18 protein-coding genes and 1 pseudogene are annotated in these 25,010 nt (G+C 70.1%); 11 read left to right on the top strand and 8 right to left on the bottom strand.

Annotation, left to right across the window (positions count from 1 at the left end):
* The first annotated feature begins 1 nt into the window (after position 1).
* From FPV26_RS05130 to FPV26_RS05180, 11 genes are all read left to right on the top strand, one after another.
* Positions 2 to 3,193: an efflux RND transporter permease subunit gene (locus tag FPV26_RS05130; protein WP_147652647.1), complete on the top strand. Its 3,192-nt coding sequence runs from the start codon at positions 2 to 4 to the stop codon at positions 3,191 to 3,193.
* Between the two features lie 74 nt (positions 3,194 to 3,267).
* Positions 3,268 to 3,582: a DUF2933 domain-containing protein gene (locus tag FPV26_RS12965; protein ID WP_147652648.1), complete on the top strand. Its 315-nt coding sequence runs from the start codon at positions 3,268 to 3,270 to the stop codon at positions 3,580 to 3,582.
* Positions 3,579 to 4,241 carry a methyltransferase family protein gene (locus tag FPV26_RS05140; RefSeq protein WP_147652649.1) on the top strand — a complete coding sequence of 221 codons (663 nt, stop codon included), beginning with the start codon at positions 3,579 to 3,581 and terminating at the stop codon, positions 4,239 to 4,241. Before FPV26_RS12965 ends, FPV26_RS05140 begins: the two co-directional genes overlap by 4 nt.
* Positions 4,238 to 6,640 carry a heavy metal translocating P-type ATPase gene (locus tag FPV26_RS05145; RefSeq protein WP_246109212.1) on the top strand — a complete coding sequence of 801 codons (2,403 nt, stop codon included), beginning with the start codon at positions 4,238 to 4,240 and terminating at the stop codon, positions 6,638 to 6,640. The genes FPV26_RS05140 and FPV26_RS05145 overlap by 4 nt, the downstream gene beginning before the upstream one ends.
* Positions 6,637 to 7,101 carry a hypothetical protein gene (locus tag FPV26_RS05150; protein ID WP_147652650.1) on the top strand — a complete coding sequence of 155 codons (465 nt, stop codon included), beginning with the start codon at positions 6,637 to 6,639 and terminating at the stop codon, positions 7,099 to 7,101. The genes FPV26_RS05145 and FPV26_RS05150 overlap by 4 nt, the downstream gene beginning before the upstream one ends.
* A gap of 15 nt (positions 7,102 to 7,116) precedes the next feature.
* Positions 7,117 to 8,502: an MBL fold metallo-hydrolase RNA specificity domain-containing protein gene (locus tag FPV26_RS05155; protein WP_147652651.1), complete on the top strand. Its 1,386-nt coding sequence runs from the start codon at positions 7,117 to 7,119 to the stop codon at positions 8,500 to 8,502.
* Positions 8,499 to 10,010: a thymidine phosphorylase family protein gene (locus FPV26_RS05160; RefSeq protein ID WP_147652652.1), complete on the top strand. Its 1,512-nt coding sequence runs from the start codon at positions 8,499 to 8,501 to the stop codon at positions 10,008 to 10,010. The genes FPV26_RS05155 and FPV26_RS05160 overlap by 4 nt, the downstream gene beginning before the upstream one ends.
* On the top strand, positions 10,007 to 10,915 hold the full coding sequence (locus tag FPV26_RS05165; RefSeq protein ID WP_147652653.1) for a ribose-phosphate pyrophosphokinase: 909 nt from the start codon (positions 10,007 to 10,009) through the stop codon (positions 10,913 to 10,915). Before FPV26_RS05160 ends, FPV26_RS05165 begins: the two co-directional genes overlap by 4 nt.
* Positions 10,912 to 13,380: a phosphoketolase family protein gene (locus FPV26_RS05170; protein WP_147652654.1), complete on the top strand. Its 2,469-nt coding sequence runs from the start codon at positions 10,912 to 10,914 to the stop codon at positions 13,378 to 13,380. Before FPV26_RS05165 ends, FPV26_RS05170 begins: the two co-directional genes overlap by 4 nt.
* Before the next feature lie 9 nt (positions 13,381 to 13,389).
* Complete coding sequence (locus FPV26_RS05175; protein ID WP_147652655.1) at positions 13,390 to 14,988, top strand: ABC1 kinase family protein; 1,599 nt, start codon at positions 13,390 to 13,392, stop codon at positions 14,986 to 14,988.
* Positions 14,985 to 16,124, top strand: a complete 1,140-nt coding sequence (locus FPV26_RS05180; RefSeq protein ID WP_147652656.1) for an acetate/propionate family kinase — start codon at positions 14,985 to 14,987, stop codon at positions 16,122 to 16,124. Before FPV26_RS05175 ends, FPV26_RS05180 begins: the two co-directional genes overlap by 4 nt.
* Positions 16,125 to 16,222: 98 nt before the next feature.
* Here FPV26_RS05180 and FPV26_RS05185 read toward each other — a convergent pair whose 3' ends face one another.
* The 8 genes and pseudogenes from FPV26_RS05185 to FPV26_RS05220 all read right to left on the bottom strand — a co-directional run bounded on the left by FPV26_RS05185 (position 16,223) and on the right by FPV26_RS05220 (position 24,845).
* Positions 16,223 to 16,990, bottom strand: coding sequence for a zinc metalloprotease (locus tag FPV26_RS05185; protein WP_147652657.1), 768 nt, complete (start codon positions 16,988 to 16,990; stop codon positions 16,223 to 16,225).
* A gap of 166 nt (positions 16,991 to 17,156) precedes the next feature.
* Complete coding sequence (locus tag FPV26_RS05190; RefSeq protein WP_147652658.1) at positions 17,157 to 17,534, bottom strand: hypothetical protein; 378 nt, start codon at positions 17,532 to 17,534, stop codon at positions 17,157 to 17,159.
* A gap of 29 nt (positions 17,535 to 17,563) precedes the next feature.
* Positions 17,564 to 17,779, bottom strand: a pseudogene (locus FPV26_RS05195) (hypothetical protein); the annotation flags it as partial.
* 226 nt (positions 17,780 to 18,005) lie between these two features.
* On the bottom strand, positions 18,006 to 18,569 hold the full coding sequence (locus tag FPV26_RS05200) for a cation efflux transmembrane domain-containing protein (protein ID WP_425473055.1): 564 nt from the start codon (positions 18,567 to 18,569) through the stop codon (positions 18,006 to 18,008).
* Positions 18,570 to 18,657: 88 nt separating this feature from the next.
* Positions 18,658 to 21,840 (bottom strand): efflux RND transporter permease subunit, encoded by a 3,183-nt coding sequence (locus tag FPV26_RS05205; RefSeq protein ID WP_147652660.1) that lies wholly within the window; start codon positions 21,838 to 21,840, stop codon positions 18,658 to 18,660.
* 10 nt (positions 21,841 to 21,850) lie between these two features.
* Entirely contained in the window at positions 21,851 to 23,104 is a 1,254-nt protein-coding gene (locus FPV26_RS05210; protein ID WP_147652661.1) for an efflux RND transporter periplasmic adaptor subunit, read from the bottom strand.
* Positions 23,101 to 24,399, bottom strand: coding sequence for a TolC family protein (locus FPV26_RS05215; RefSeq protein WP_147652662.1), 1,299 nt, complete (start codon positions 24,397 to 24,399; stop codon positions 23,101 to 23,103). The genes FPV26_RS05210 and FPV26_RS05215 overlap by 4 nt, the downstream gene beginning before the upstream one ends.
* Positions 24,400 to 24,455: 56 nt before the next feature.
* Positions 24,456 to 24,845, bottom strand: a complete 390-nt coding sequence (locus tag FPV26_RS05220) for a hypothetical protein (RefSeq protein WP_147652663.1) — start codon at positions 24,843 to 24,845, stop codon at positions 24,456 to 24,458.
* Between the last annotated feature and the right edge of the window lie 165 nt (positions 24,846 to 25,010).

Raw genomic sequence — 25,010 nt, forward strand, 5'->3', positions numbered from 1 at the left:
CATGCTCGCCCGCCTCATCGAATGGTCGGTGCGCAACGTGTTCCTGATCGCGGTGCTGACGCTCGCCGTGGTCGGAGGCGGCATCTACGCGCTGGCGCGCACCCCGCTGGACGCGCAGCCGGACCTGTCCGACGTGCAGGTGATCGTGTTCACCGAGTACCCGGGACAGGCGCCGCAGGTGGTCGAGGACCAGGTCACCTACCCGCTCGCCAGCGCCCTGCTGTCGGTGCCCAGGTCGAAGGTGGTGCGCGGCTTTTCGTTCTTCGGCGCCTCGTTCGTGTACGTGATCTTCGAGGACGGCACCGACCTGTACTGGGCGCGCTCGCGCGTGCTCGAGTACCTGAACTTCGCCGCGAAGAACCTGCCCGCCGGCGTCACCCCGAGCCTCGGGCCGGACGCCTCCGGCGTCGGCTGGGTGTACCAGTACGTGCTGCAGGGGAAGCAGCGCTCGCTCGACGAACTGCGCGCGCTGCAGGACTGGTACGTGCGCTACCAGCTCGCCAAGGCGCCGGGCGTGGCGGAGATCGCCAGCGTCGGCGGCTTCGTCCGGCAGTACTCGGTGACCGTGGATCCGGTGCGCCTGCGCGAGTACGGCATCCCGCTGGCGCAGGTGGCGCAGGCGATCCGCGAGAGCAACCGGGACGTCGGCGGGCGCGTGGTCGAGATGGCCGAGACCGAGTACATGGTCCGCGGGCGCGGCTACCTGCGCGGCATCGAGGACATCGAGAACCTGGTGCTCAGGGCCGAAGGCGGCGCGCCGGTGCGCGTGGCCGACGTGGCGCGGGTGGAGCTGGTGCCGGACGAGCGGCGCGGAGTGGCCGAGCTCGACGGCGAAGGCGAAGTGGTGGCCGGGATCGCGGTCGCACGCTACGGCGAGAATGCCCTGGCGGTGATCCATGGCCTGAAGGAGAAACTGGCCGAGATCGCCGGCGGCCTGCCGGAGGGCGTGAGCGTCCGCGCGGTGTACGACCGTTCCGAACTGATCCACCGCGCGATCGCGACCCTGCGCACCACGCTGATCGAGGAGAGCCTGATCGTCGCGCTGGTGTGCCTGCTGTTCCTGTTCCACGTGCGCAGCGCGCTGGTCGCGATCGTGATGCTGCCGGTCGGCGTGCTGATCGCGTTCATCGCCATGCGCGCGCTCGGCATCAACTCCAACATCATGAGCCTGGGCGGGATCGCGATCGCCATCGGCGCGATGGTGGACGCGGCGATCGTGATGATCGAGAACGCGCACAAGCACATCGAGCGCGACGACGGCAGCCGCAGCCGCATGCAGCTGATCGTGGACGCCTGCCGCGAGGTCGGCCCGGCGCTGTTCTTCAGCCTGATGGTCATCACCGTCTCGTTCCTGCCGGTGTTCGCCCTGGAGGCGCAGGAAGGCCGCCTGTTCCGCCCGCTGGCCTACACCAAGACCTTCGCCATGGCCGGCGCCGCGCTGCTGTCGGTGACCCTGGTGCCGGCGCTGATGCTGCTGTTCGTGCGCGGCCGGATCCTGCCGGAAAGCAGGAACCCGGTGAACCGAGCCCTGATCGCCGTTTACCGGCCGGTGATCGGCGCGGTGCTGCGGCACAAGGCCGCCACGCTTGCGATCGCGGTCGTGGCGATGGCGGCCACCCTCTGGCCGGCGGCCCGGCTGGGCAGCGAGTTCATGCCCGCGCTCAACGAGGGCACGCTGCTGTACATGCCGGCCTCGCTGCCGGGCATGTCGGTGACCCGAGCCTCGCAGCTGCTGCAGCAGCAGGACCGCATCCTCAAGGGCTTCCCGGAGGTCGAGTCCGTGTTCGGCAAGGCCGGCCGCGCCCAGACCGCGACCGACCCGGCGCCGCTGGAGATGTTCGAGACCGTCATCAACCTCAAGCCGGAATCGGAATGGCGCCAGGGCATGACGGTGGAGAAGCTGATCGCCGAAATGGACCGCGCCATGCAGTTCCCCGGCGTGGCCAACTCCTGGACCATGCCGATCAAGGCGCGCACCGACATGCTCGCCACCGGCATCCGCACGCCGGTCGGCATCAAGGTGTTCGGCCGCGACCTGGTGCAGATGGAGACCCTCGCCAGGGAGATCGAGGCGGCGGTGCGCAAGGTGCCGGGCACCGCCAGCGCCTACGCGGAGCGGCTCACGGGCGGCTACTACCTGGACATCGAACCGGACCTGCCGCGCCTGGCGCAGTACGGCCTCTCCGTGGGCGAAGTCCAGGACGTGGTGGCCGCGGCGCTGGGCGGCGAGACGGTCACCACGCTGGTGCAGGGCCGGGAGCGCTTCGGTCTGATCGTGCGCTACCCGCGCGAGCTGCGCGACGACCCGCAGCGCATCGCCGCGAACGTGCTGGTGCCGACCATGGCCGGCGCGCAGGTGCCGCTGGGCGAGCTGGCGACGGTACGGGTCCGCAAGGGCGCGCCCAGCATCCGCACCGAGAACGCGATGCTGTCGGCCTACATCTACGTGGACACGCGCGAGAGCGACATCGGCCGCTACGTGCGCGCCGCGCAGCAGGCGGTGGCCCGCGAGGTGAAGTTCCCGCCCGGGTACCACGCCACCTGGAGCGGGCAGTACGAGTACATGCAGCGCGCCGCGGCCAGGATGCGGATCGTCGTGCCGGTGACGCTGGCCCTGATCTTCCTGCTGCTGTACCTGAACTTCCGGCGTGTCACCGAATCGCTGATCGTGATGCTGTCGGTGCCGTTCGCGCTGGTCGGCGGCGTGTGGCTGATGTGGGCGCTGGACTACAACCTCAGCGTGGCGGTCGCGGTCGGCTTCATCGCCCTGGCGGGCGTGGCCGCGGAGACCGGCGTGGTGATGCTGATCTACCTCGACCATGCGCTGCGGGCACGCGCGGAGGCGGCGCGTCTGGAAGGCCGCGGCCTCGATGCCGCCGACCTGCGGGCCGCGATCGTCGAGGGCGCGGTCGAGCGCGTGCGGCCGAAGATGATGACCGTGGTCGCGATCATGGCCGGCCTGCTGCCGATCATGTGGAGCACCGGCACCGGCTCGGAGGTGATGCGCCGCATCGCCGCACCGATGGTCGGCGGCATGGTGTCCTCCACCGTGCTGACCCTGGTCGTGATCCCGGTGATCTATGCCCTGGTCAAGCAGCGGCAACTCGGGCGCGGCACCCCGGCCAGCGCGGCTGCCGCCGACAGGCCATGGAAGCTTGATGCCGGTCAAGACCCGACAGGACGGCAGGACTAACCTCGCATGGAGAGTTCCTGCCGGTCCGGCCCGCATGGATGCCCCGATGCCGTTCCATCCACCGGAGGTGCGCAATGAACGTTCCCGTCCACACACCCGGCACCCGACACGCCCGGAACCTTCGGGAATCCGAACCGGCCGGCACGCCGCATGCGCATCCGCCGGCCCCACTCCGGCCGTGGCGGCTGCGGCTGGTCTTTCTGGCGCTGCTCGGCATCGCCGCGTTCTACCTGATCGCCGAGCATCGCGCGCATCTGCTCGGTGGCCTGGACTGGCTGCCGTTGCTGCTGTTGGCGATGTGTCCGCTCCTGCACGTGTTCGGCCATGGCCGCCATGGTGGCCATGGCGGACACCGCCCGCCGCCCCCGCGCGGAGGAGACCTGCCATGAACACCGCGATCCCCGGCTATGGCCTGTGGCTGCTGGCCGCGATCAATGCCGCCTTCTTCATCTTCTTCGCCTGGAGCTTCTACAAGCCGTTGAACGCGCGCGACTGGCGCAGCTTCGGCCTGTATTCGGCCTTCATCGTGGCGCTGTTCGCGGAGATGTATGGTTTTCCGCTGACCTTGTTCCTGCTCGGCGGCTGGCTGTCGTCCCGCTTCCCGGAAGTCGACTGGCTCAGCCACGACGCCGGCCATCTCCTGGAGATGCTGTTCGGCTGGCGCGTCAATCCCCACTTCGGCCCGTTCCACCTCGCCAGCTTCGTGCTGATCGGCGGCGGCTTCTGGCTGCTGGCCGCGGCCTGGCCGGCGCTGTACCGGGCGCAGCGGGAAGGGCGCATCGCCCGGGAGGGTCCCTACGCACGCATTCGTCATCCGCAGTACGTGGGCTTCTTCCTGATCATGACCGGGTTCCTGCTGCAGTGGCCGACGCTGTTGACCCTGGCGATGTATCCGGTCCTGGTCTGGGTGTACGCGCGGCTCTCGATCGCGGAGGAGCGGGATTGCGTCGAGCGGTTCGGCGAGGACTACCGGCGCTACATGGCGGAGGTGCCGCGTTTCATCCCGCGCGGACGCCGTGCCGCCCAGGCTGTGGAGGCCAGGCGATGAACCGGGGCGCGATGGACGCGAAGACGCTGCTGTGGGCCGTGGGCAGGATGTGCACGCCGGGTTGCGCGGCCGTGCTCGAGCGCCGTGTGCGCGGACTCGACGGCGTGCTCGCCGCGAACGCCAACTATTCCGCCGCCACGTTGCGGGTCGAGTACGACCCGCAGCGGGTGTCGCCGCGGGCGGTCGCCGCGGCGGTGCGGCAGGCCGGATTCGCCTGCCACCCCGGCGCCGCTCCACCAGTGGACAGGCACGTGCACGGTGCCCCGCCTCCGCCGGCGCCGGCCGTGCCGGCTGCGGCCGGCGCACATCCCCACGTGCATGCCGGACACGCCGAGCGGCACGAACCGGTCGCCGCGCACGACGTCCACGCCGGCATGCACCATGGCGCCGACCTGCACGCCGCCGCGCGCGACATGCGCCGGCGGTTCCTGGTCGCGCTGGCCTTCAGCCTGCCGCTGTTCCTGTGGTCGCCGATGGGCCTGATGGAGCCGCTGCCCACCCCCTTCGGCCTGGACCGCGAGTTCTGGCTGTTCCTGCTCGCCTCCGGCGCGGTGCTCTATCCCGGCTGGCCGTTCTTCACCGCGGCGATCCGCTCCCTGCGCCACGGCGTGCTCGACATGGCCGTGCTGGTGCTGCTGAGCGTGGGCACCGGCTACGGCTTCAGCCTCGGCAGCACGTTCCTGTTCGAAGGCCCCAACTTCTACGAGGCCTCCGCGGTGCTGCTGAGCTTCATCCTGCTCGGCCACTGGCTCGAGATGCGCGCCCGCGCCGGCGCTTCCGATGCGCTGCAGGCGCTGCTCAAGCTCTCGCCTCCGCGCGCCGTGGTGCGCCGCGGCGATGCCGAGGTGGAGGTGCCCACCGCCGAGGTCGTGGCCGGCGACATCGTGGTCGTTCGCCCCGGGGCGAAGATCCCGGTGGACGGCGAGGTGATCGAGGGCAGCTCGCAGGTGGACGAATCCATGCTCACCGGCGAGTCCATGCCGGTGCGCAAGGATCCCGGCAGCCAGGTGGTCGGCGGCACGATCAACAAGAGCGGCGCGTTCGTCTACCGCGCGACGAAGGTCGGCGCGGAAACCGCCCTCGCCCAGATCATCAAGCTGGTGCAGGAGGCGCAGAACTCGAAGGCGCCGGCGCAGCTGCTCGCCGACCGCGCCTCGCAATGGCTGGTGCTGACGGCGATCGTCATCGGCCTGCTGACCTTCGCCGCCTGGTTCTGGTGGCTCGGCGAAAGCCTGCTGTTCGCGCTGACCCTGACCATCACCGTGTTCGTGATCGCCTGCCCGGACGCGCTGGGGCTGGCCACGCCGATGGCGGTGATGATCGGCACCGGCCTGGGCGCCAGGCACGGCATCCTGTTCAAGCATGCCGAGGCGATCGAGCAGAGCGCGCGGCTCGACGTGGTGATCTTCGACAAGACCGGCACGCTGACCGTGGCGCGGCCGGAGGTGGTCGGGATCGCGGTCGCGCCCGGCCATACCGAGGCCGAACTGCTCACGCTGGCCGCGAGCGTGGAGGCGCACTCCGAGCACCCGCTCGCCCAGGCCATCCTCGCCCGTGCCGGCGGCGCTGGCGAGCGCGCCGAGGCCTTCACCAACATAGACGGCCAGGGCGCCACCGGCGTCGTCGGCGGGCGCAAGGTGCTGCTCGGCAACCGCATCCTGATGGGCGATGCCGGCGTGTCGCTGGCGCCGCTGCAGGAAGAGGCGGCGCGGCTGCAGGGAGGCGGACGCACGGTGGTGTACGTGGCCCGCGAGCACGAGCTGGTCGGGCTGTTCGCCATCGCCGACGCGATCCGGCCCACCTCCCGTGCCGCGATCGCCGCGCTGCATGCGCGCGGGGTCAAGGTGGCGATGCTGACCGGCGACAACCGGCCCACCGCGGAACGGGTCGCGGCCGAGCTCGGCATCGACATCGTGCTCGCGGACGTGCTGCCGGGGCAGAAGGCCGAGGAAGTGAAGAAGCTGCAGGCGCAGGGCAAGCGCGTGGGCATGGTCGGCGACGGCGTGAACGATGCGCCGGCCCTGACCCAGGCCGACGTCGGCTTCGCCATCGGCGCCGGCACCGACGTGGCGATAGACAGCGCCGACGTCGTGCTGATGCGCAGCGATCCGTACGACGTCGTGCGCGCCATCACCATCGCCCGCGCCACCCTGCGCAAGATGCACCAGAACCTGGGCTGGGCGGTGGGCTACAACGTGCTCGCCTTTCCGCTCGCGGCCGGCGTGCTCTACCCGATCGTGATCTCGCCCGAGATCGCGGCCCTGTCCATGTCCGGAAGTTCCGTGATCGTCGCGGTCAACGCGCTGCTGCTGCGCCGCCTGTCGCTGGAAGCGGCGGCCGACACCGATGCCGCACCAGCCCCCACCCCCTCGCGGCCACCGGAAGGAGGTCCATCATGAACCAGCTCCGCTCCCTGTTGATGCTTTCGCTGCTCGCACTGCTGGCCGCGTGCACGCCGGCGCCTCCCGCCGTACGCGCGCCGGGCAGCGTCCGTGGCGGCGACCTGGTGGTCCATCTCGGCATCGTCCCGGCGGCCATCGCACGCGAGCGCATGACCGCCGACGCCACGCCGCAGCACCAACCGCCTTCCGGTTCCACCGACGCGCACCACCTGGTCGTGGCCGTGTTCGACGCGAACGGGGCCCGGATCGAGGACGCCACGGTCGCGATCACCCACCGCCCGCCGCGCGGCGCCCCGATCCGCCACGCCATGGCGCCGATGCGCACCGGCGACGTGAGCAGTTTCGGCGCCGAATTCGCGATCAGCCGCGATGCCGGCCACCGCTTCGACATCGCGGTCACGCGCCCCGGACGCAAGGCCGAGCAGCACTTCACCTTCGTCTACGACAACCTGCATTGAGCCACGGAGTCGGACATGGCCACGCCCTCCTCGTCCACCCTGCAGTTCCTCGGTGCCGCCGGAACGGTGACGGGGTCGCGCTATCTCGTCGAGGCCGGCGGACGCCGCATCCTCGTGGACTGCGGGCTGTTCCAGGGGTACAAGCAACTGCGCGAGCGCAACCGCGCGCCCTTCCCGGTGCCTCCGGACACGCTCGATGCGGTGCTGCTGACCCACGCGCACCTGGATCATTCCGGCTATCTGCCCGCCCTGGTGCGCGACGGATTCCGCGGCAGGGTGCTGTGCACGCCGGCCACCCGCGACCTGTGCGCGCTGCTGCTGCCGGACAGCGCCCACCTGCTGGAGGAAGAGGCCAGGTACGCCCGCAAGGCCGGCTACTCCCGGCACGCCGAGCCGACGCCGTTGTACACGATTGCCGACGCCGAAGCGGCGCTGGAGCGTTTCGAGCCGCACGATTTCGAGCGCGACATCGCGCTCGCGCCCGGCGTCGGTGCCCGGTTCCATCCGGCCGGGCATCTGCTGGGCGCGGCCCAGATCCGCCTCGAGGTCGGCGGCATGGTCGTGCACTTCAGCGGCGACCTCGGCCGCCCGCACGACCCGCTGATGCGTCCGCCGCGGACCCTGCAGGAGGCGGATGTGCTGGTCTGCGAGTCCACCTACGGCAACCGCGTCCATCCGCGGCTGGACCCCGAGGCCGAGCTCGCGCCGGTGATCCGGCGCGTGGCGGCCCGCGGCGGCGTGATCGTCGTCCCCGCCTTCGCCGTCGGCCGCGCGCAGGGCGTGATGCTGCAGATCGCGCGTCTGCGGCAGCGCGGCGAGATCCCCCGCGTGCCGGTGTTCCTCAACAGCCCGATGGCCATTGACGCCACCGACCTCTACCACCGCTACCATGCCGAGCATCACGTCAGCGACGCCGAGTGCCAGGCCATGTACGAACTGGCGACGATGGTACGCACGGTCGAGGAATCGAAGGCGCTCAATCGGCGCCATGGCCCGATGATCATCCTCTCGGCGAGCGGTATGCTGAGCGGCGGACGTGTGTTGCACCACCTGGAGGCCTTCGCGCCCGACCCGCGCAACGCGATCGTGCTGTCCGGATTCCAGGCCGGCGGCACCCGCGGCGCGGCCCTGGCCGGTGGCGCCGACCGGCTGCGCATGTTCGGGCGGGAGGTGCCGATCCGTGCCGAGGTCGTCGTCCTGCAGAGCTTCTCCGGGCATGCCGACGCCGACGAACTGCTGGCATGGATGGGCGGCGCCCGCCGCGCCCCGGCAGCCACCTACGTCACCCATGGCGAGCCCGACGCCGCCGATACCCTGCGCGGCCGCATCCGCCGCGAACTCGGCTGGCATGCGCGCGTGCCGGAGCACATGGAACGGATCTCGCTGGACACCCCCCGATGAACGATGGCCACAACCGCCTGCGCCTGATCCGGGCCGGCATAGACACCTACCAGCAGCCGGTGGTGTACATGCACCGGGATTGCCACGTGTGCCGGTCGGAAGGCTTCACCGCGCTGACCCGCGTGCTGGTCCGGTACGGCGGGAACGAGCTGATCGCCACCCTCAACGTGGTCACCAACGACATGCTGCCGCTGGATGCCGCCGCGCTCTCGGACGCAGCCTGGAACGCGCTCCAGCCCGGCCCCGACGCCTGGGCGGTGTTCAGCCATGCCGAACCGCCGGCCTCGGCGCCGGCGCTGCGCGCCAAGGTGTTCGGGCGGCGGCTGGGCGATGCCGAGTTCCTGCACCTGATGCAGGACACCGTGCGCAACCGCCTGTCCGACATCGAACTCGCCGCATTCGTGACCGCCTGCGCCGGCGACCGGCTGGATCATGGCGAAACCATCGCCCTCACCCGCGCCATGGTGGACGTGGGCGAACGCATCTTCTGGGGCGGCGGGCCGGTGCTCGACAAGCATTGCGTCGGCGGCCTGCCCGGCAACCGCACCACGCCGATCGTGGTCGCGATCGTGGCCGCGGCCGGGCACCGCATCCCCAAGACCTCCTCGCGCGCGATCACCTCGCCCGCGGGCACCGCCGACACGATGGAGGTGATGGCGCCGGTGGCGCTGGACCTGGCGGCGATGCGGCGCGTGGTCGAGCGCGAGGGCGGTTGCATCGTCTGGGGCGGCAACGTGCGCCTGAGCCCGGCCGACGACGTGCTGATCCGGGTCGAACGCCCGCTCGATTTCGACAGCGAGGGCCAGCTCGTGGCCAGCGTGCTGTCGAAGAAGATCGCCGCCGGCTCCACCCACGTGCTGATCGACATGCCGGTGGGAGCGACGGCGAAGGTGCGCTCCGAGCCGTCCGCCGACGCGCTCGAGGCGCGCCTGCGCGCGACCGCACAGGCACTGGACCTGACCGTGGCCGTGCTGCGCACGGATGGCCGGCAACCGGTCGGCTACGGCATCGGCCCGGCGCTGGAGGCGCGCGACGTGCTGCAGGTGCTGCGCGGCGAGCCGCAGGCGCCGGCCGACCTGCGCGAACGCGCGCTCGACCTGGCCGGCCGCCTGCTCGACATCGCGCCGGGCGCCGTGCCCGGCCGCGGACGCGAACAGGCGCGCGCGCTGCTGGACGGCGGCGCGGCGTGGCGCAAGTTCCTGGCGATCTGCGAGGCCCAGGGCGGATTCACCGAACCGGCGCTGGCGCCGCATGTGCGGCCGGTGCCCGCCCCGCGCAGCGGGCAGGTGCGGGACGTGGACAACCGGCGCCTGGCGCGGATCGCCAAGCTCGCCGGCGCGCCGGGCTCGGCGACCGCGGGGATCGATTGCCGGCTGCGCCTGGGCGATCGTGTGCTGGCAGGCGAACCGCTGTTCCACGTGCACGCGCAGACCGTGGGCGAACTCGAGTACGCACTGGAATACGCGCTCGAGCATCCGGACATCCTCGCCATCGGAGAACCGGCGTGAACCGCGTCCTGCTGCCCTTCCCCGCCCAGCGCGCACTCGCCGAGGCGCTCGCACCGCGCCTGGGCGCCCGTGTCGGCCGGCTGGACTGGCGCCGCTTTCCCGACGGCGAATCGCTGGTCGCGGTGGACGAGGCGCTGGAAACGGCCGACGTCGCCATCGTCGCCAGCCTGCACCGCCCGGACGAGGTCGCCCTCGCCCTGCGCTTCGCCGCCGAGACCGCGCGCGAGTTCGGCGCCTGCTCGGTGGGACTGATCGCCCCCTACCTCGCCTACATGCGCCAGGACGCGCGCTTCCACCCCGGCGAGGCGGTGAGCGCGCCGATCTTTGCCGGCTTCCTCGAGCAGAACTTCGACTGGCTGGCGACGGTGGATCCGCACCTGCACCGCTACGCCGCGCTGTCCGACCTCTACCGCATCCCCGCCCGCCGCGTGGTGGCCGCGCCGGCGGTGGCGGAGTGGATCCATGCGCACGTGCCCGAGCCGCTGCTGATCGGCCCGGACAGCGAAAGCGCGCAGTGGGTGGCCGACATCGCCCGGCGCGCCGGCGCGCCATACCAGGTGCTGCACAAGGTCCGCCGCGGCGACCGCGAGGTGGAGGTCAGCCTGCCCGATGCAGGCGCCGCGCAGGGGCGCACGCCGGTGCTGGTGGACGACATCGTGTCCTCCGGCCGCACCGCGATCGAGACCCTCGGCCACCTGCGCCGGCTCGGCCTGCCGCCGGCGGTGTGCATCGCGATCCACGCCGTGTTCGCCGGCGACGCCCACGCGCAACTGCTCGCGGCCGGCGCGGCGCGCGTGGTCAGCACCGACACGATCCCGCATCCGTCGAACGCGATCACCGTCGCGCCGCTGCTGGCGCAGGCCTGCGCGGAACTGTTCGGTGACGAATCCGCGAGGCCGCGATGAGCACGCTCCTTGCCTGCTGCACCAGCCGCGAGCTGCCCGCGCCCGAACGGGAACGGATCGAGACGCTGGCCGCGCGCCTGCGCGGCGAAGATCTCCCATTCGCCGCATGGGCGGCGGGTTACGGCGTGATCACCCACGATGCGCTGACCCAGACCCGGGTGCACGACATGATCGGCACGCTGGTGGCCTCCGGCGCGCTGCCCGACGCCGCCACCGGCTACCGCCGGCTCGCCGCGGCCGACCGGATCGCGAGCGCCGGCCTGTGGCTGGTCGCGCACATGACCTATGCGCGCCGCGTGCGTCCCGACGGCGGACCGCTCGAGGCCGCCGATTTCAAGCCCGCCCCGGAAGGCCACACCGGCGGCTCGCTCAACATGGTGATGGGCTACGCCGCGTATCTGGCGATGAACGCCCTCGACGGGCACACCCGCGCCTGGATGATGGGCCAGGGCCACTGCGTGGCGGCGATAGACGCGCTCAACCTGATCGTCGGCAACATGACCCAGGCGCATGCGGCGCGCTACCGCTTCGACGAGGAAGGGCTGTCGCGGTTCGTGTCGGATTTCTATTCGTTCGCGATCCGCCCCGACGGCACTCCCGCCTCGCCGCTCGGCTCGCACGTCAACGCGCATACCGCCGGCGGCACCCAGGAAGGCGGCTATCTCGGCTTCACCGAGCTGCATTACGTACACGCCCCGCTCCCGGGCGAGCGCGTGGTGGTCTTCCTCAGCGACGGCGCGTTCGAGGAGCAGCGCGGCGGCGACTGGGCCCCGCGCTGGTGGCGGCCGCAGGATTCCGGTCTCGTCGCGCCGATCATGATCCTCAACGGGCGCCGCATCGAGCAGCGCACCCAGATCGCCCAGCAGGGCGGCGAATCCTGGCTGCACCATCACCTGCGGCTCAACGGCTTCGAGCCGGTGGGACTCGACGGCCGCGATCCGGCCAGCCTGGCCTGGGGCATCCATGTCATCGAGTCGCGCCTGTGCGAGAGCATCGCCGCCTCGGGCACGCACCCGGCGCCGACACGCAACCTGCTGCATTACGGCACGGCACAGACCGTCAAGGGCTTCGGTTTTCCCGGAGCGGGCACGAACCATGCGCACAACCTGCCCCTGCCCGGCAACCCGTCGGCGGACGAAACGTCCCGACGCATCTTCAATGAGGCGGCGGCGCAACTGTTCGTACCCGGCGATGCCTTGCGCGATGCCGTGGCCGTGCTCTCCACGCACGAGGCGCACGGACGGCCGCGCGAACGGGACCATGCCCTGGCCACCCGTCACGTCGCGCTGCCCGTGATCCCGCCCGAGCCCTGGCTGGGCACCGGCGGCAGCACGTCGCCGATGGTGGCGCTGGACGGCCATTTCTGCGCCATCGTGCAGGCCAACCCGCAGTTGCGCCCGCGCGTGGGCAACCCCGACGAGCTGCGCAGCAACCGCCTTGACCGCACCCTCGACCTGCTCAAGCACCGCGTGTACGAGGCAGAACCCGGCGTGGCCGAGTCGCCCACCGGCGCGGTGATCACCGCGCTGAACGAGGAGGCGGTGGTCTGCGCCGCGCTCGCCAACAAGGGCGGCATCAACCTGGTGGTCACCTACGAAGCCTTCGCGCCGAAGATGCTCGGCGCGCTGCGGCAGGAGATCACCTTCGCCCGGCAACTGATGGAGGCGGGGCGCCCGCCCGGCTGGCTGTCGGTGCCGGTGGTGCTCACCTCCCACACCTGGGAGAACGCCAAGAACGAGATCTCGCACCAGGACCCGACCCTGGCCGAAGCCCTGCTCGGCGAAATGGCCGATGCCGTCTCGGTCGTGTTTCCGCCCGACGCCAACGGCGCCCTCGCGGCGCTGAGCCATGCCTATCTCGGCCGCGGCCGGATCGTGGCGATGGTGGTGCCCAAGCGCGCGATGCCGGACGTGCTCACGCCCGCGCTCGCACGCCAGCTCGCGGAGGAAGGCGCGACGGCGATCGAGGGAAGCCCGGCATCGGCGCGCCTGATCGTGGCCGCGACCGGCGCCTATCAGCTCGCCGAAGCGCGCCGGGCGCAGGCGCGCCTGCACGAACGCGGCATCGCCAGCGCGCTGGTGTACGTGGCCGAGCCCGGGCGCCTGCGCGCCCCGCGCGATGCGCGGGAGGCCGGATACGTCATGCGCAACACCCGCCTCGCCGCGCTGTTTCCGCCGGGCACTCCCAGGGTGTTCCTCACCCACACGCGGCCGGAACCGTATCTGGGCGCGCTGCGCAGGCTCGACACCGGCCCGGCGACCACGCGCGCGCTCGGGTTCATCAACCGCGGCGGCACCCTCGACGTCCCCGGCCTGATGTTCGCCAACCGTTGCACATGGGCGCACCTCCTCGCCGAGGCCGCCAGCGTGCTGTCGCTGCCCGTGTGCGCCCTGCTCGACGACGGGGAAGTGGCCGCGATCGAAGGCCGTGGCGATCCGGGCCGGCTGTTTCCGCCGGCGAGCTGAAGGTGGCGCATGGGATCCGGCATCCGCACACCGCGCAGTCTGCAGATCGTCACCGCCCTGGGCGGGTTCGCCTGGACCTGGTTGCGCCTGCGCCGCAAGGCGCCGCAGGCGTTGCCCGAGCGTCTGTGTGCAACCCTGGAGCGGCTCGGCACCACCTTCGTCAAGCTCGGCCAGGGGCTCAGCCTGCGCCGCGACCTGCTGCCGCCCGGCTACCAGCAGGCACTGGAACGCCTGCACGACCGTGTTCCGCCCTTCGCCGCCGAGGCGGCGGTCGCCGAGATCGAGGCCGCCTTCGGCCAGCCGCTGGCCGCGCTGTTCGCGGAGTTCGAGCGCGAGCCGTTCGCCGCCGCGTCGGTGGCCCAGGTGCACCGGGCCCGCCTGCACGATGGGACCGAAGTAGCGGTGAAGGTGCGCCGCCCCGGGATCGTCGCGCAGGTCCGGCGCGACCTGCGGCTGCTCCGGCTGCTGATGCTGACGCTGCGCGCACTGGTGCCCGCGATCAAGCGCCACCGGACCCTGGAGCTGGTGGACGAGCTGGCAATGCAGTTGCTGGCCGAGATTGACATGGCGCACGAGGCGCGCAACATGCGCCGCCTCCAGGCCGCGATCTCCGCCTGCCCTGGCGTCACCATGCCGCGGATCGTCGAGCCCTACGCCACCGCCGGCGTCATGGTGCAGACCTTCAGCCGCGGCGCGCCGATCGCGACGGTGTTCGGGACCGAACAAGGCCGCACCCTGGCGCAGCGGCTGTTCGACGCCTATCTGCACCAGTTGTTCGTGGCCGGCGTGTTCCATGGCGATCCGCACCCCGGCAACCTGTTCGCGATGGCCGACGGGAGCCTGTGTTTCCATGACTTCGGCACCGTCGGCTACCTCGATCCGGCGGCGAGACGGGCGCTGGCGCGGATGGTCGAGGCGATCTCCTACGCAGACGCCGAGGACGCGCTGGATGCGGCGCTGGCGCTCGGCTTCCTCACGCCGCCGCTCGACCGGCGCGAGTTCGTGCATTCGATCAGCGAGATCCTGGACGAGGTGTCGGTGCTGCCGCTGGCGGAATGGTCGCTGGCGGAGACGATCTGGCGCATCGTGCGCCTGGGTCGCGGCGGCCACGTGCACCTGCCGCGCCACCTGCTGGTGCTGGTGCGGACCCTGTTCCTGGCGGAGAACACCCTGCGCGCGCTCGACCCCGGCTTCGACCTGCTCGCCGAGCTCGAACGGCGGCGCGAATCGCTGGCCGAGGCGGTGATGCAGGCCCGCCGTGCCGGCCGGCGCCCCCTTTCCCAGCGCCTGGCGCGCACGGCCAATGCCCTGCCCGCGATCGTGGCCGACCTGCTGCGCCAGGCGCAGAGCGAGGACGGGCGTCCGAGCCTGTCCATGCACCATCGCGGCCTGGAGGAACTCGAACTGCACCTCGGCCGTACCGGCAACCGCCTCTCGCTGGCCATGGTGACGCTCGGGCTGTACGTCGCCGGCTCGCTGTTGATGCTGCACAGCGCCGGCCCCCGCGTGTTCGGCGGCCTGCCGCTGTTCGCGCTGGTGGCCTATGCCGCCGCCCTGCTGCTGTCGCTGCGGCTGGTCGTCGCGATTACGCGTTCGGGGCATCTATGACCGCGCCGCGGGCCGGGCGCAGCGTGCTCGCCTTCAACGTCGGCTCCGCAAGCCTGAAGGCGGCGCACTATGTGTTGCCTTTGGAAGCAGCCGACGTACCGGCCATGCCGCAGGAGACGGGCCGAGTCTCGATCGAAGCCGGCCACGATGCCGTGCCGTCCGCGGCGCCGGCGCAGCTTGCCGCGCTGCTCGCGCGCCTGCCCGAGGCACGGAAGGCCCCCGACGTGGTGCTGCACCGGATCGTGCACGGCGGCGAGCGCGAGGCGCCGACCGCATTGACGCCGGCCGAGCTGACGGCCCTGGAGTCGCTGTCCGTGCTCGCGCCGTTGCACCAGCCGCCGGCGCTGGCCCTGGTGCGGGCGACGGCCGAGCGCTGGCCGCGCGCAGAACAGATCGGCGTGTACGACACCGCGTGGCACCGGACCATGCCGGAGCGGCATCGGCTCCTGCCCCTGCCCTACCCGCTGTTCGCGCAAGGCGTGCAGCGCTACGGTTTCCACGGCCTGGCCTTCCAGTCGGCGATGCGCCAGCTCGCCGGGCTCGCGCCGGATCGGTGCCGCGGCCGCGTCGTGCTGGCCCACCTCGGCGGCGGCAGCAGCCTGTGCGCCGTACGCGATGGGCGCTGCGTGAACACGACGATGGGCATGACCCCGCTCGACGGGATCCCGATGGCCACCCGGCCCGGTTCGCTCGATCCGGGCGTGGTGCTGTACCTGCAGCGGAACCTGGGCATGCCGGCCGACGACCTCGACCGCCTGCTGTGGCGGGAGAGCGGGCTGTCCGGCCTGTCCGGCGAATCCGGCGACATGCACCGGCTGCTGGCCTCGCCGTCCCCCGGTGCGCAACGCGCCGTCGAGGTGTACGTCACGCGCGTGGCCCAGGGAATCGCCGCGATGGCCGCCTGCATCGGCGGGATCGAGCTCCTGGCCTTCAGCGGCGGCATCGGGCGGCACGCGGCCGAAATCCGCAGCAGGGTCGCCGCCGAACTCGAATGGCTCGGCGTGGCCCTGGATCCGGCGCTGAACCGCGAGGGGGTGGCCGAGGTCTCGTCGGCGACGGCGACGGTGCGCACGTTCGTGCTCGCGGTGGACGAGGAACGGGAAATGGCGCTGGCGTACGCGGCCCGGACGCCCTGACCACGCCGCGCGGCATCGCGGCTGCATCCCGCAGAACGACGGAAGGCGCCGGCCAGGCCGGCGCCTTCCGCATCACCCCAGGACAATGACGGAGTGGCTCAGTGGCCGAGCAGGTCGGTGTGCTCGTGGCCGGGGGCCAGGATCACGTGGTGCACCCACAGGCCGCCCTTGCCGTCCGGCGAAACCCAGGTTTCGTCGAACACGCCCTTGCGCACGCGCCAGCCCATGTCGCCCGCCGGCGTCTTCTCCATGGTCATCGCCGAGCTGGTGCTGTAGCTGTTGTAGCTGTCGGTGTGGGCGTAGATCGAGGCCAGCATGTCGTAGTCGTGCTGGTTCGGGCGGGTGCTGCGCGGATCGTTCGAATAATCCATGCAGGTCTGCTGGCTGCTGCCGTCCTCGCTGGTGTGGCCGAGGCCGAACAGGTGGCCGACTTCCTGGCACATCACGTGATCGCGGTCGTCCTGCGACATCGCGTAGCTGTCGTTCATCTTCGCGGTGCCCTGCGAGATGTGGCCCTGGCTGTCGAGGTTGATGGACGCCAGGCCGAGCCAGCCGTTCCTGCCGTAGGCGTAGTTGCACACGCGGATCTTGCCCTGTACGGCACGGCACTGGCGGCGGGTGCGGCTCGAGTCGTCATAGGCGGTGATCACCAGGTCGAGCTTGGTGGACTGCGACCAGTCGGAGACGGTCTGGGCGAGTTCGTCGTTCCAGTCCGAGCTGACGCTGTCTATGGTCTGCAGCGTGAAGGACGAGGTGTTGCGTGCCCAGTGGTAGTTGTTCCAGCTGTGGCTGGCATTCGCGGTCAGCGAGGCACCAAGAACGGCGGCGGCGACCCCGAGGGTCACCGCAAGACGGTTGAGCTTCATGTGCGCTAATCCCCTAAGCGAGTGTTGGAATCGCGCCCGACTTCCACCCCCTGAAGTCGTCGTCAGGCACAGGAAAACCGTGACGGAGTCGCCACGGCAGGCGGACGGTACGCCGGAGCTTGGGCAAGCGCACGCTGCCCCGCATCAATACTGCGTGGAATGGGTCTCAGGGAGGCGGCAGAACCACACCCGTCAGCGCGCAGTCGCGCACCGGCGTCGGCGAGCCGAACTGGACGACCCGCATCACCGCCAGCGTCCCGTCGTGTTCGAGTCCGATCACCCGGACATACACCGGCGTATCCTCGTCCAGGCCGAAGGCCCGGGCACGCTTGGGCAGATCCGCGGCCTGCGTGATCCGCCACGGCCGCTGCGCCCCGCAGGGCTGGAACAGGCCCTGCCCGGCGTGCTGCATGTACCAGCCCGTGTGCGGCTGTCCGTCGGCCGTCGTTCCGGTGGAAGACACTCCCGCCCGGTTCGTGCTGCAGGCGGCCAGCAGCATCGCCACCCCGAAGGCGGCGAGCGATCGTTCGATGCGATGTGACATGGAGACAGGCTCCTGGGGTCCGTCGGCGCTCAGAACGATACCCTGCCCAGCCGCAGCGCATTGCCCACCACCGACACCGAGCTCAGGCTCATCGCCAGCGCCGCGATCATCGGGCTGAGCAGCAGGCCGGTGAAGGGGTACAGCACGCCGGCGGCGATCGGCACGCCGAGCGCGTTGTAGAGGAAGGCGAAGCCGAGGTTCTGGCGCATGTTGCGCACCGCGGCCGCGGAGATCGCGCGGGCGCGGCCGAAACGTTACTTTCGTACTCAAGTACGAAGTCAAACGCCGATGGCCGTGCCTGCCCTACCACTCACGATTGCCGCCCTGGCCAAGGCCGCGGGGGAGGCAGCGTTGAAACCATGAGGTTCTACCAGCGCAAGGGACTGCAATGGCCACGGTGCGCCTGGCCGACGTGCGTGCGCGACTCAAGGATCTCCGGCAGATGGAGTCCGCCTTGTCAGGACTGGTGCTTCACTTCCCCACCCTCGCCTCTCGGATGGCATCTCGCGCTGCGCCCATGATCCCGAACGATTCCCTGATCACGTATAGCCCGATCAGGGTGCCGATGGCCAAGTCCGGATACGGCGTGCCCATCCAGAACACCAGCGCACCGGCCAGGATCACCCCCAGATTGGCTATCACGTCGGCGCGGGTGCACAACCAGACGGCGCGGAGGTGCACCTCGCCGGAGCGCAGCGGCATGAGCAGCCGCAGCACGGCGACGTTCACGGCCAACGAGAGCAGCGCGGTGCCGATCATCCAGCCGCTCAGCGGCTCGGCGCCATGGATTGCACGCCGGCCGACCTCGAACAGCACGCCCGCGCCCAGCACCAGCAGCACGCCGCCGGTCAACAGCGCGGCATTGGCCTTGAAGCGCACCGTGCGGCCCACCGCGAGCAACCCGATCGAGTAGGCACCGGCATCGGACAGCATGTCCAGCGCGTCGGCGAGCAGGCCCGCGGACTGGGCGATCCAGGCGGCAAGTCCACCGATCACGGCCATGGCCGCATTCAACGCCAGCGCGATCCGGAGCACGCGGCGCCCACCGGCATCCATGGGTGCGTGGCGGCAATCACATTCGCACATTGGTGGATTCCATGATCACGGTGGTGGCCCGGCAGGGTCAACCATGGAGGATCTGCTCTCGTGTTTCCGCATCGCGATGCAGCCATCGGTATAGCGCCGGCAGCACGACCAGGGTGAGAAGCGTGGACGACAAGATCCCCCCGATCACAACGGTAGCCAGCGGGCGCTGCACCTCGGAACCGGCCCCTACGTTCAACGCCATCGGCAGGAATCCGAGCGAAGCCACCAGCGCGGTCATCAGTACCGGACGCAAGCGTCCGAGCGCGCCATCCACGATCGCGTCATCCAGCGGATCCCCCTGCTCGCGCAGCTTCCGGATGAAGGCGATCATGACCAGACCGTTGAGTACCGCCACACCGGACAGCGCGATGAAACCGACACCTGCCGAGATAGACAGCGGAATCCCGCGCAAGGCGAGCGCGATCACGCCGCCGGTCAGCGCCAATGGCACGCCGCTGAACACGATGATCGCGTCCTTGGCCGAGCCGAACGCCCAGAACAGCAATGCAAAGATGATCGTGAGCGTTACCGGCACCACCACCGACAGGCGCCGGCTGGCCGAGATCAGTTGCTCGAAGGTTCCGCCGTAATCGATCCAGTAGCCATCTGGCACAGCGATTTCATCACCGATGCGTTGCTGCAGCTCGGCCACGAAGCCGCCTAGATCGCGCCCGCGCACGTTTGCGGTGACCACCACGCGACGCTTGCCGTTTTCTCGGTTGATCTGGTTCGGTCCCAGCGTAGTCTCGATCTTCGCCACCTCCCGTAGTGGCACCGTCTGTGGCGTACCGGACATCCATGCGGCGGCGCGGCTCGACTCATCCATGTTGTCGCTCCCACCCAACGGAATGGGCAGATCCTGCAAGGCCGCAGGATCCTGGCGCAGATGCTCAGGCAGGCGAATGACGATATCGAAGCGGCGATCGCCCTCGAACAACTGGCCTGCGACTTCGCCACCCACCGCGGTGGCGACCGTTTTCTGCACAGTGCCGGGATTGAGCCCGTAACGCACCAACGCCTGGCGATCCGGCGTTACCGTCAGCAGCGGCAAGCCAGTGGCCTGTTCGAGCTTGACGTCGGCCGCGCCGGGTACAGTCCTGGTGACGGCCTCGATCCGCCGACCCACGTCCACCAACTGCTCCAGATCATCGCCGTAGAGCTTGATCGCCACGTCGGCACGCACGCCCGAGATCAGCTCGTTCATGCGCATCTGGATCGGCTGGGTGAACTCGTAGTTGTTGCCGGGCAACTGCTTGACCGCGGTTTCAATCTCAGAAATCAGCTGCGCTTTGGGCTTGCGCGGATCTGGCCACTGCTCGCGCGGCTTGAGCATCAGGAAGGTATCGGCCACCGACGGCGGCATCGGGTCGGTCGCCACCTCGGCGGTACCGAGTTTGCCGAACACGCGCTCCACTTCCGGGAACTGCTTGATACGCGCTTCCAGCGTGGCCTGCATGGTGATCGCCTGCTCCAGGCTGGTGCCGGGGATGCGCAGCGCATGCAGGGCGATGTCGCCCTCGTCCAGGGACGGGATGAACTCCGAGCCCAGGCGCGTGGCCAGCAGTGCACACAAAGCGACGCCGGCCAACGCTCCGCCGATCACCCAAGCTCTCCGACGCAACGCCCATGCCAGCGCCGGTGCATAGACACGCCGTGCCCACTGCATCACGCGCGTGTCCTTTTCCTCGACCTTGCCGCGCAGGAACAGGGCGACGGCTGCCGGTACGAATGTCAGCGACAGCGCCATGGCGCCGGTCAGCGCCAGCACCACCGTGATCGCCATCGGATGGAACATTTTTCCTTCGACGCCGGTGAGCGCGAAGATCGGCAGGTAAACCGCAGTGATGATGCCCAGGCCGAACAGGCTTGGCCGGATCACTTCGGCCGTGGCCGAGGCAGCAGCATCGAGCCGCTCCTCTTCGGTCAGTACCCGACCGAAGCGGTGCTGCAACTCACCGAACCGGCGCAGGCAGTTCTCGATGATGATGACCGCGCCGTCGACGATCAGGCCGAAGTCGAGTGCGCCCAGGCTCATCAGGTTGCCCGAGACGCCTCCGCGGACCATGCCGGTCACGGTGAACAGCATCGCCAGCGGAATCACCGCGGCGGTAATCAGGGCCGCGCGGAAGTTGCCCAGCAGCAGGAACAGCACCACGATCACCAGCAGCGCGCCTTCGACCAGGTTTTTCGCCACCGTCTTGATCGTGCGATCCACCAGCGCGGTACGGTCGTAGACCGGGTTCGCCGACACGCCGGGCGGCAGGCTCTTGTTGGCCTCGGCCAGCTTGGCGGCGGCCGCCTGGGCAACCTCACGGCTGTTGGCGCCGATCAGCATGAACACCGTGCCCAACACGACTTCGCGACCGTTCTGCGTGGCCGCACCATTACGCAGCTCGGGACCTTCACCGACTTCCGCCACGTCGCGCACGCGGATCGGTACGCCGTCTCGGCGGTCGAGCACGATGTCGCGGATAGCGTCGAGGTCGGCGACCTGGCCGGGTGCGCGCACCAGGAACTGCTGGCCGTTGCGTTCGATGTAGCCTGCGCCGACGTTCTGATTATTCGCCGCCACGGCCGCGACTACGTCGTGCAGCGTGAACCCCAGCGCGACCAGCTTGGCCGGATCGGGCGTGATGTGGATCTGTCGGGCGAAGCCGCCGATGGTGTTGACCTCAGTGACGCCCGGCGTGTTGCGCAGCTGCGGCCGGACCACCCAGTCCTGCAGGGTGCGCAGGTCGGTCGCGTTCCACGGCGTGCCGTCCTGCTTGCGGGCGTCCGGCTTCGCATCGACCGTGTACATGAAGATCTCGCCCATGCCGGTGGCAATGGGCCCCATCTCAGGTTCAAGCCCGTCTGGAAGCTGCGATCTGATCTGCTGCAGGCGCTCCGCCACCTGCTGGCGGGCAAAGTAGAGATCGGTTCCATCCTCGAACACGACGGTGACCTGCGACAGGCCGTAACGCGAGATGGAGCGCGTGTAGTCCAGGCGCGGCAGACCGGCCAGTGCGGTCTCGATCGGAAACGTCACGCGCTGCTCAGACTCCAGCGGCGAGTAACCCGGAGCCTCGGTGTTGATCTGCACCTGGACATTGGTGATGTCCGGCGTGGCGTCGATCGGTAGTTTGGTGAAGCTCCATGCGCCGATCGCGACCAGGGCCAGTGTCAGCGCCAGCATGAGCCAGCGGTGCGCGATGGCGAATCGGATGATTCTCTCGAGCATCGAGGCGTCCTCAGTGGTCGTGGGAGGCACCGGACTTTTCGATGTCCGCCTTCACCAGGTAGCTTTGTTCGACGACGACCTGGTCGCCGACATTCAATCCGGACAGCACTTCGACGCGTTCCGCATCGCGATTGCCCAGCTCCACAGGGCGCACTTCGTAGGTGTCGCCAACGCGGACAAACACCACATCCCAATCGCGGAAGGTCTGCAACGCGGCCAGTGGCACCACGAGCTTCGCGGGCTGCTGATCGACGGTGATGCGCGCCTTCACTGCAGAGCCGGGCCGCCACAGACCGTCGGTGTTGGCGATCGTGGCGCGGGCGACGGTGCTCTGGCTGGCCGTGGCGGTGCCCGGCAGCACACGTTCGAGCGTGGTCTGTGCGGTCGCGCCATCGCTCATGCGGGTGACGGTGACCGGCACACCGGGGCGGATGTGTTGGGCATCGGCACCGAAGATGTGCAGGTCGACCCAGAGCAAGGACAGATCCGCGACCTCGAACAGCGGCGCGCCCTCGGTGGCGACCGACCCCACGGCTGCGTTGCGTGCCAGCACCACGCCAGTGATCGGCGCGGTCACCGTGTAGGTAGTCAGGCTCAGGTTGCTCTCGATCGTGGCGAGCGTCTGGCCGACACGGACCGTGTCGCCGACGTTGGCGTTGAGGCGGCGCACCGGACCGGGAAAACGCGCCGCCACCTTGGCGATGCGGCCTTCGACCGGGGTCAGCAGGCCCTGAACCTCGTGCTCATCGGCGATCACCCCAGGCGCGGCGGGCGCGACGCGGATACCGGCGTCCTGCGCCACCTTCGCGGCAATCTGCGTGCGGCCCTCGTAGCTGGGGTACGCCCAGCGCAGGGCCGCGCCGTTGATCCGGGCAATGACTTCGACATCGAAGGAGTGCGGCTCGCCGACGATGGTGGATGCCATCAGGCTGCCGTCGGCTTGTGGTTTCAGCGTGTGATTCTCAGCGACATTGCCCAGGCGCTTGAGCCGCACCTCGACCGAGCCGGCCGACGGCGGCAAGGGCTTGCCGTCGCGGTACAACCAAGCCTGGTATTTCGGCGGCGTGCCGTCCTCGGCGATGACCAGTTCGACGGCAAAGCCGTTCTGTTCCAGCAGGCGGCCGCCGTGCTCGCCCTTACGCGGCGCTTCGGCCTTCGCATGTTCGCCGCCTTCGGCATGTTCGGTCCCGGAGGGGGCATCGCCGCCACAGGCGGCCAAGAGGACGGTCAGCGCCAGCACGGCGCTCAGGTGACGGACGTTCACGGCGAGGTTCCTTGTGCGGGGGAAGCGGCCGGGGCGGCGACGAATGCCTGGCCGGTGAGCCGCTGGATTTCGATCAGGGCGTGCTGGGCCTCCAATGCGGCTTCGAGCTGCTGCCTGCGAGTGGCGGTGTGCTCGGACTGCAACTGCGCCCATTCCAGGTAGCTGATGGCGCCGGCGCGGTAGGCGCGTTCCGCAGCGACTTCGGCCTTGGCCAGCTTCGGCAGCACGTCGTCCCGCAGGCGACGAACTTCCAGTTGCGCCGTGCGGTAGCGGCCGTGTGCCTCGGTCAGCGTGGAATACAGCGACAGCCCCTTGGCCTCGCGTTCGATCTCCAGCATCGCCAGCTCGGCTTCGGCCGCGCGGATCTCGGGCTGGGCACGACGTGCTGTGCCCAGCGGCAGCGACAGGCTGCCGACCAGTGCCACGTCGTCGGTGGCCTGCAGCCGCCGCACGCCGACCTGCCAGTCCAGGTCCGGCGACGCGTTCGTCCGCGCCAGTTGCAGGCGGGCCTCGCGGATGCGTTGCTGGTCGGCGAACTGGGCCAGCTCGGGCGTGCGTAGCAGCAACGTCTCCAGGGTGGCGAGGTCGTCGATGGCCGGCAATGCGGTCGGATCCGCGGCGACGATCTCGAACCCGGGGTCGCGCTCGCCCCACAGCGCCGCCAGGTGCTGACGCGCGGCCTGCTCGCGCTGTTCGACGCGGGCACGGTCGAGCTCGGCCCGGGCCAGCGCGGCCTGTGCAGCCAGCACCACCGATTCGGGCGAGGCCCCGGCGTGCAACCGCTGACGGGCGGCGGCGACCGTGCGCTCACGTTGGCCGACGTCTAGTTGGGCGATTTCTCGCTGCCGCCCGGCCGCTACTACCGCCAGGTAACGCCGGGCGACTTCGGCGAGCAAGTCCAGTCGGCGGATTTCGCGCTCGATGGCCAAGGCGTCGATCCGGCTCTGTGCCAGCGTTCGCCGGGCATCGAGCTTGCCGCCGCGCTCGAGCACCGAGGCCAGGCTCAAGGTCAGCTCGGCGGCCTGCGAACCGGTGAAGTCGCCGGTGCCGAAGACGTTCTCGACGGTTGCGCCGGCGACGAGTGCCGGGCGCAATGCCGCCTGATCGCGCTCTGCGGCCAGCACGTCTCCACGCGAACCGAACAGGCGCAGGTCAGGATGGGACTCGGCGACGCGCGCGAAAGCGTCGTCAAGGGTCAGCTTGTTGGGAGATACGGCAGGGCCGGCGGCCGCCGGGGACCAAGCCACGGCACAGGCCGCGACCCAAGCGGCCACGGCCGCGAGTCGCATACGCATGGGAGCGCTCCGAAAGGAACCGGGTAGACGATTCGCCGGCTTCAGCCGGCCGGACGTCAGGCCGCGATCGGAGGCCGGAAGGGAACGTTCGCCGAGAAAGCCGGGGCCAGGAGCGACACCAGCGGCATCTGCACGGCCGCAGGCAGGGCCATGGAAGGGGGTTCGAAGGCCCGCACCAGACCTACGGCATGGCCGCAGCAATGGGCGTAATGCAGCAGGAGATGCAGAGCGTCATTATCGGAGCCGGAGTCAGAATCGCCGGCCTGCTCGCCATCGTGGGGTGCCGCGAAATCCGCGTGCAATCCGGCCGATGCTGCATGGGCAGTGGATTCATGCAGCTCGCCCATCGCGCCAAACACGGGCTGCAGCGCCAGGGACAGTGCAAACGCCAGCAAGAGCAGCGTGCGGAGAGCCGGAAGCCAGCCGTGGCGCGAGCGTTGGATCATGGCTTTTCAGGCTAACCGATTTTCGAATACGGGGCAAATCGTCGCCACGGATCTTCTGCGCCGCACGCTGAAAGCGCCGGGCATGCGGCAGGGGCTTGTCCATCGCTGTGCCGAGCAATCGTTGGACGCGGCATGAGATGGGGGCAGGCTCCTGGGGTCCGTCGG

The organism is Vulcaniibacterium gelatinicum, from assembly GCF_008033445.1.
Taxonomy (GTDB): Bacteria; Pseudomonadota; Gammaproteobacteria; order Xanthomonadales; family Xanthomonadaceae; genus Vulcaniibacterium_B; species Vulcaniibacterium_B gelatinicum.

What these genes read in the sequence shown, in the direction of transcription:
- FPV26_RS05130 (WP_147652647.1), top strand. Translation starts at nt 2, where the DNA reads ATGCTCGCCCGCCTCATCGAATGGTCGGTGCGCAACGTGTTCCTGATC.
- FPV26_RS12965 (WP_147652648.1), top strand. Translation starts at nt 3,268, where the DNA reads ATGAACGTTCCCGTCCACACACCCGGCACCCGACACGCCCGGAACCTT.
- FPV26_RS05140 (WP_147652649.1), top strand. Translation starts at nt 3,579, where the DNA reads ATGAACACCGCGATCCCCGGCTATGGCCTGTGGCTGCTGGCCGCGATC.
- FPV26_RS05145 (WP_246109212.1), top strand. Translation starts at nt 4,238, where the DNA reads ATGAACCGGGGCGCGATGGACGCGAAGACGCTGCTGTGGGCCGTGGGC.
- FPV26_RS05150 (WP_147652650.1), top strand. Translation starts at nt 6,637, where the DNA reads ATGAACCAGCTCCGCTCCCTGTTGATGCTTTCGCTGCTCGCACTGCTG.
- FPV26_RS05155 (WP_147652651.1), top strand. Translation starts at nt 7,117, where the DNA reads ATGGCCACGCCCTCCTCGTCCACCCTGCAGTTCCTCGGTGCCGCCGGA.
- FPV26_RS05160 (WP_147652652.1), top strand. Translation starts at nt 8,499, where the DNA reads ATGAACGATGGCCACAACCGCCTGCGCCTGATCCGGGCCGGCATAGAC.
- FPV26_RS05170 (WP_147652654.1), top strand. Translation starts at nt 10,912, where the DNA reads ATGAGCACGCTCCTTGCCTGCTGCACCAGCCGCGAGCTGCCCGCGCCC.
- FPV26_RS05175 (WP_147652655.1), top strand. Translation starts at nt 13,390, where the DNA reads ATGGGATCCGGCATCCGCACACCGCGCAGTCTGCAGATCGTCACCGCC.
- FPV26_RS05180 (WP_147652656.1), top strand. Translation starts at nt 14,985, where the DNA reads ATGACCGCGCCGCGGGCCGGGCGCAGCGTGCTCGCCTTCAACGTCGGC.
- FPV26_RS05185 (WP_147652657.1), bottom strand. Translation starts at nt 16,990, where the DNA reads ATGAAGCTCAACCGTCTTGCGGTGACCCTCGGGGTCGCCGCCGCCGTT.
- FPV26_RS05190 (WP_147652658.1), bottom strand. Translation starts at nt 17,534, where the DNA reads ATGTCACATCGCATCGAACGATCGCTCGCCGCCTTCGGGGTGGCGATG.
- FPV26_RS05205 (WP_147652660.1), bottom strand. Translation starts at nt 21,840, where the DNA reads ATGCTCGAGAGAATCATCCGATTCGCCATCGCGCACCGCTGGCTCATG.
- FPV26_RS05215 (WP_147652662.1), bottom strand. Translation starts at nt 24,399, where the DNA reads ATGCGTATGCGACTCGCGGCCGTGGCCGCTTGGGTCGCGGCCTGTGCC.
- FPV26_RS05220 (WP_147652663.1), bottom strand. Translation starts at nt 24,845, where the DNA reads ATGATCCAACGCTCGCGCCACGGCTGGCTTCCGGCTCTCCGCACGCTG.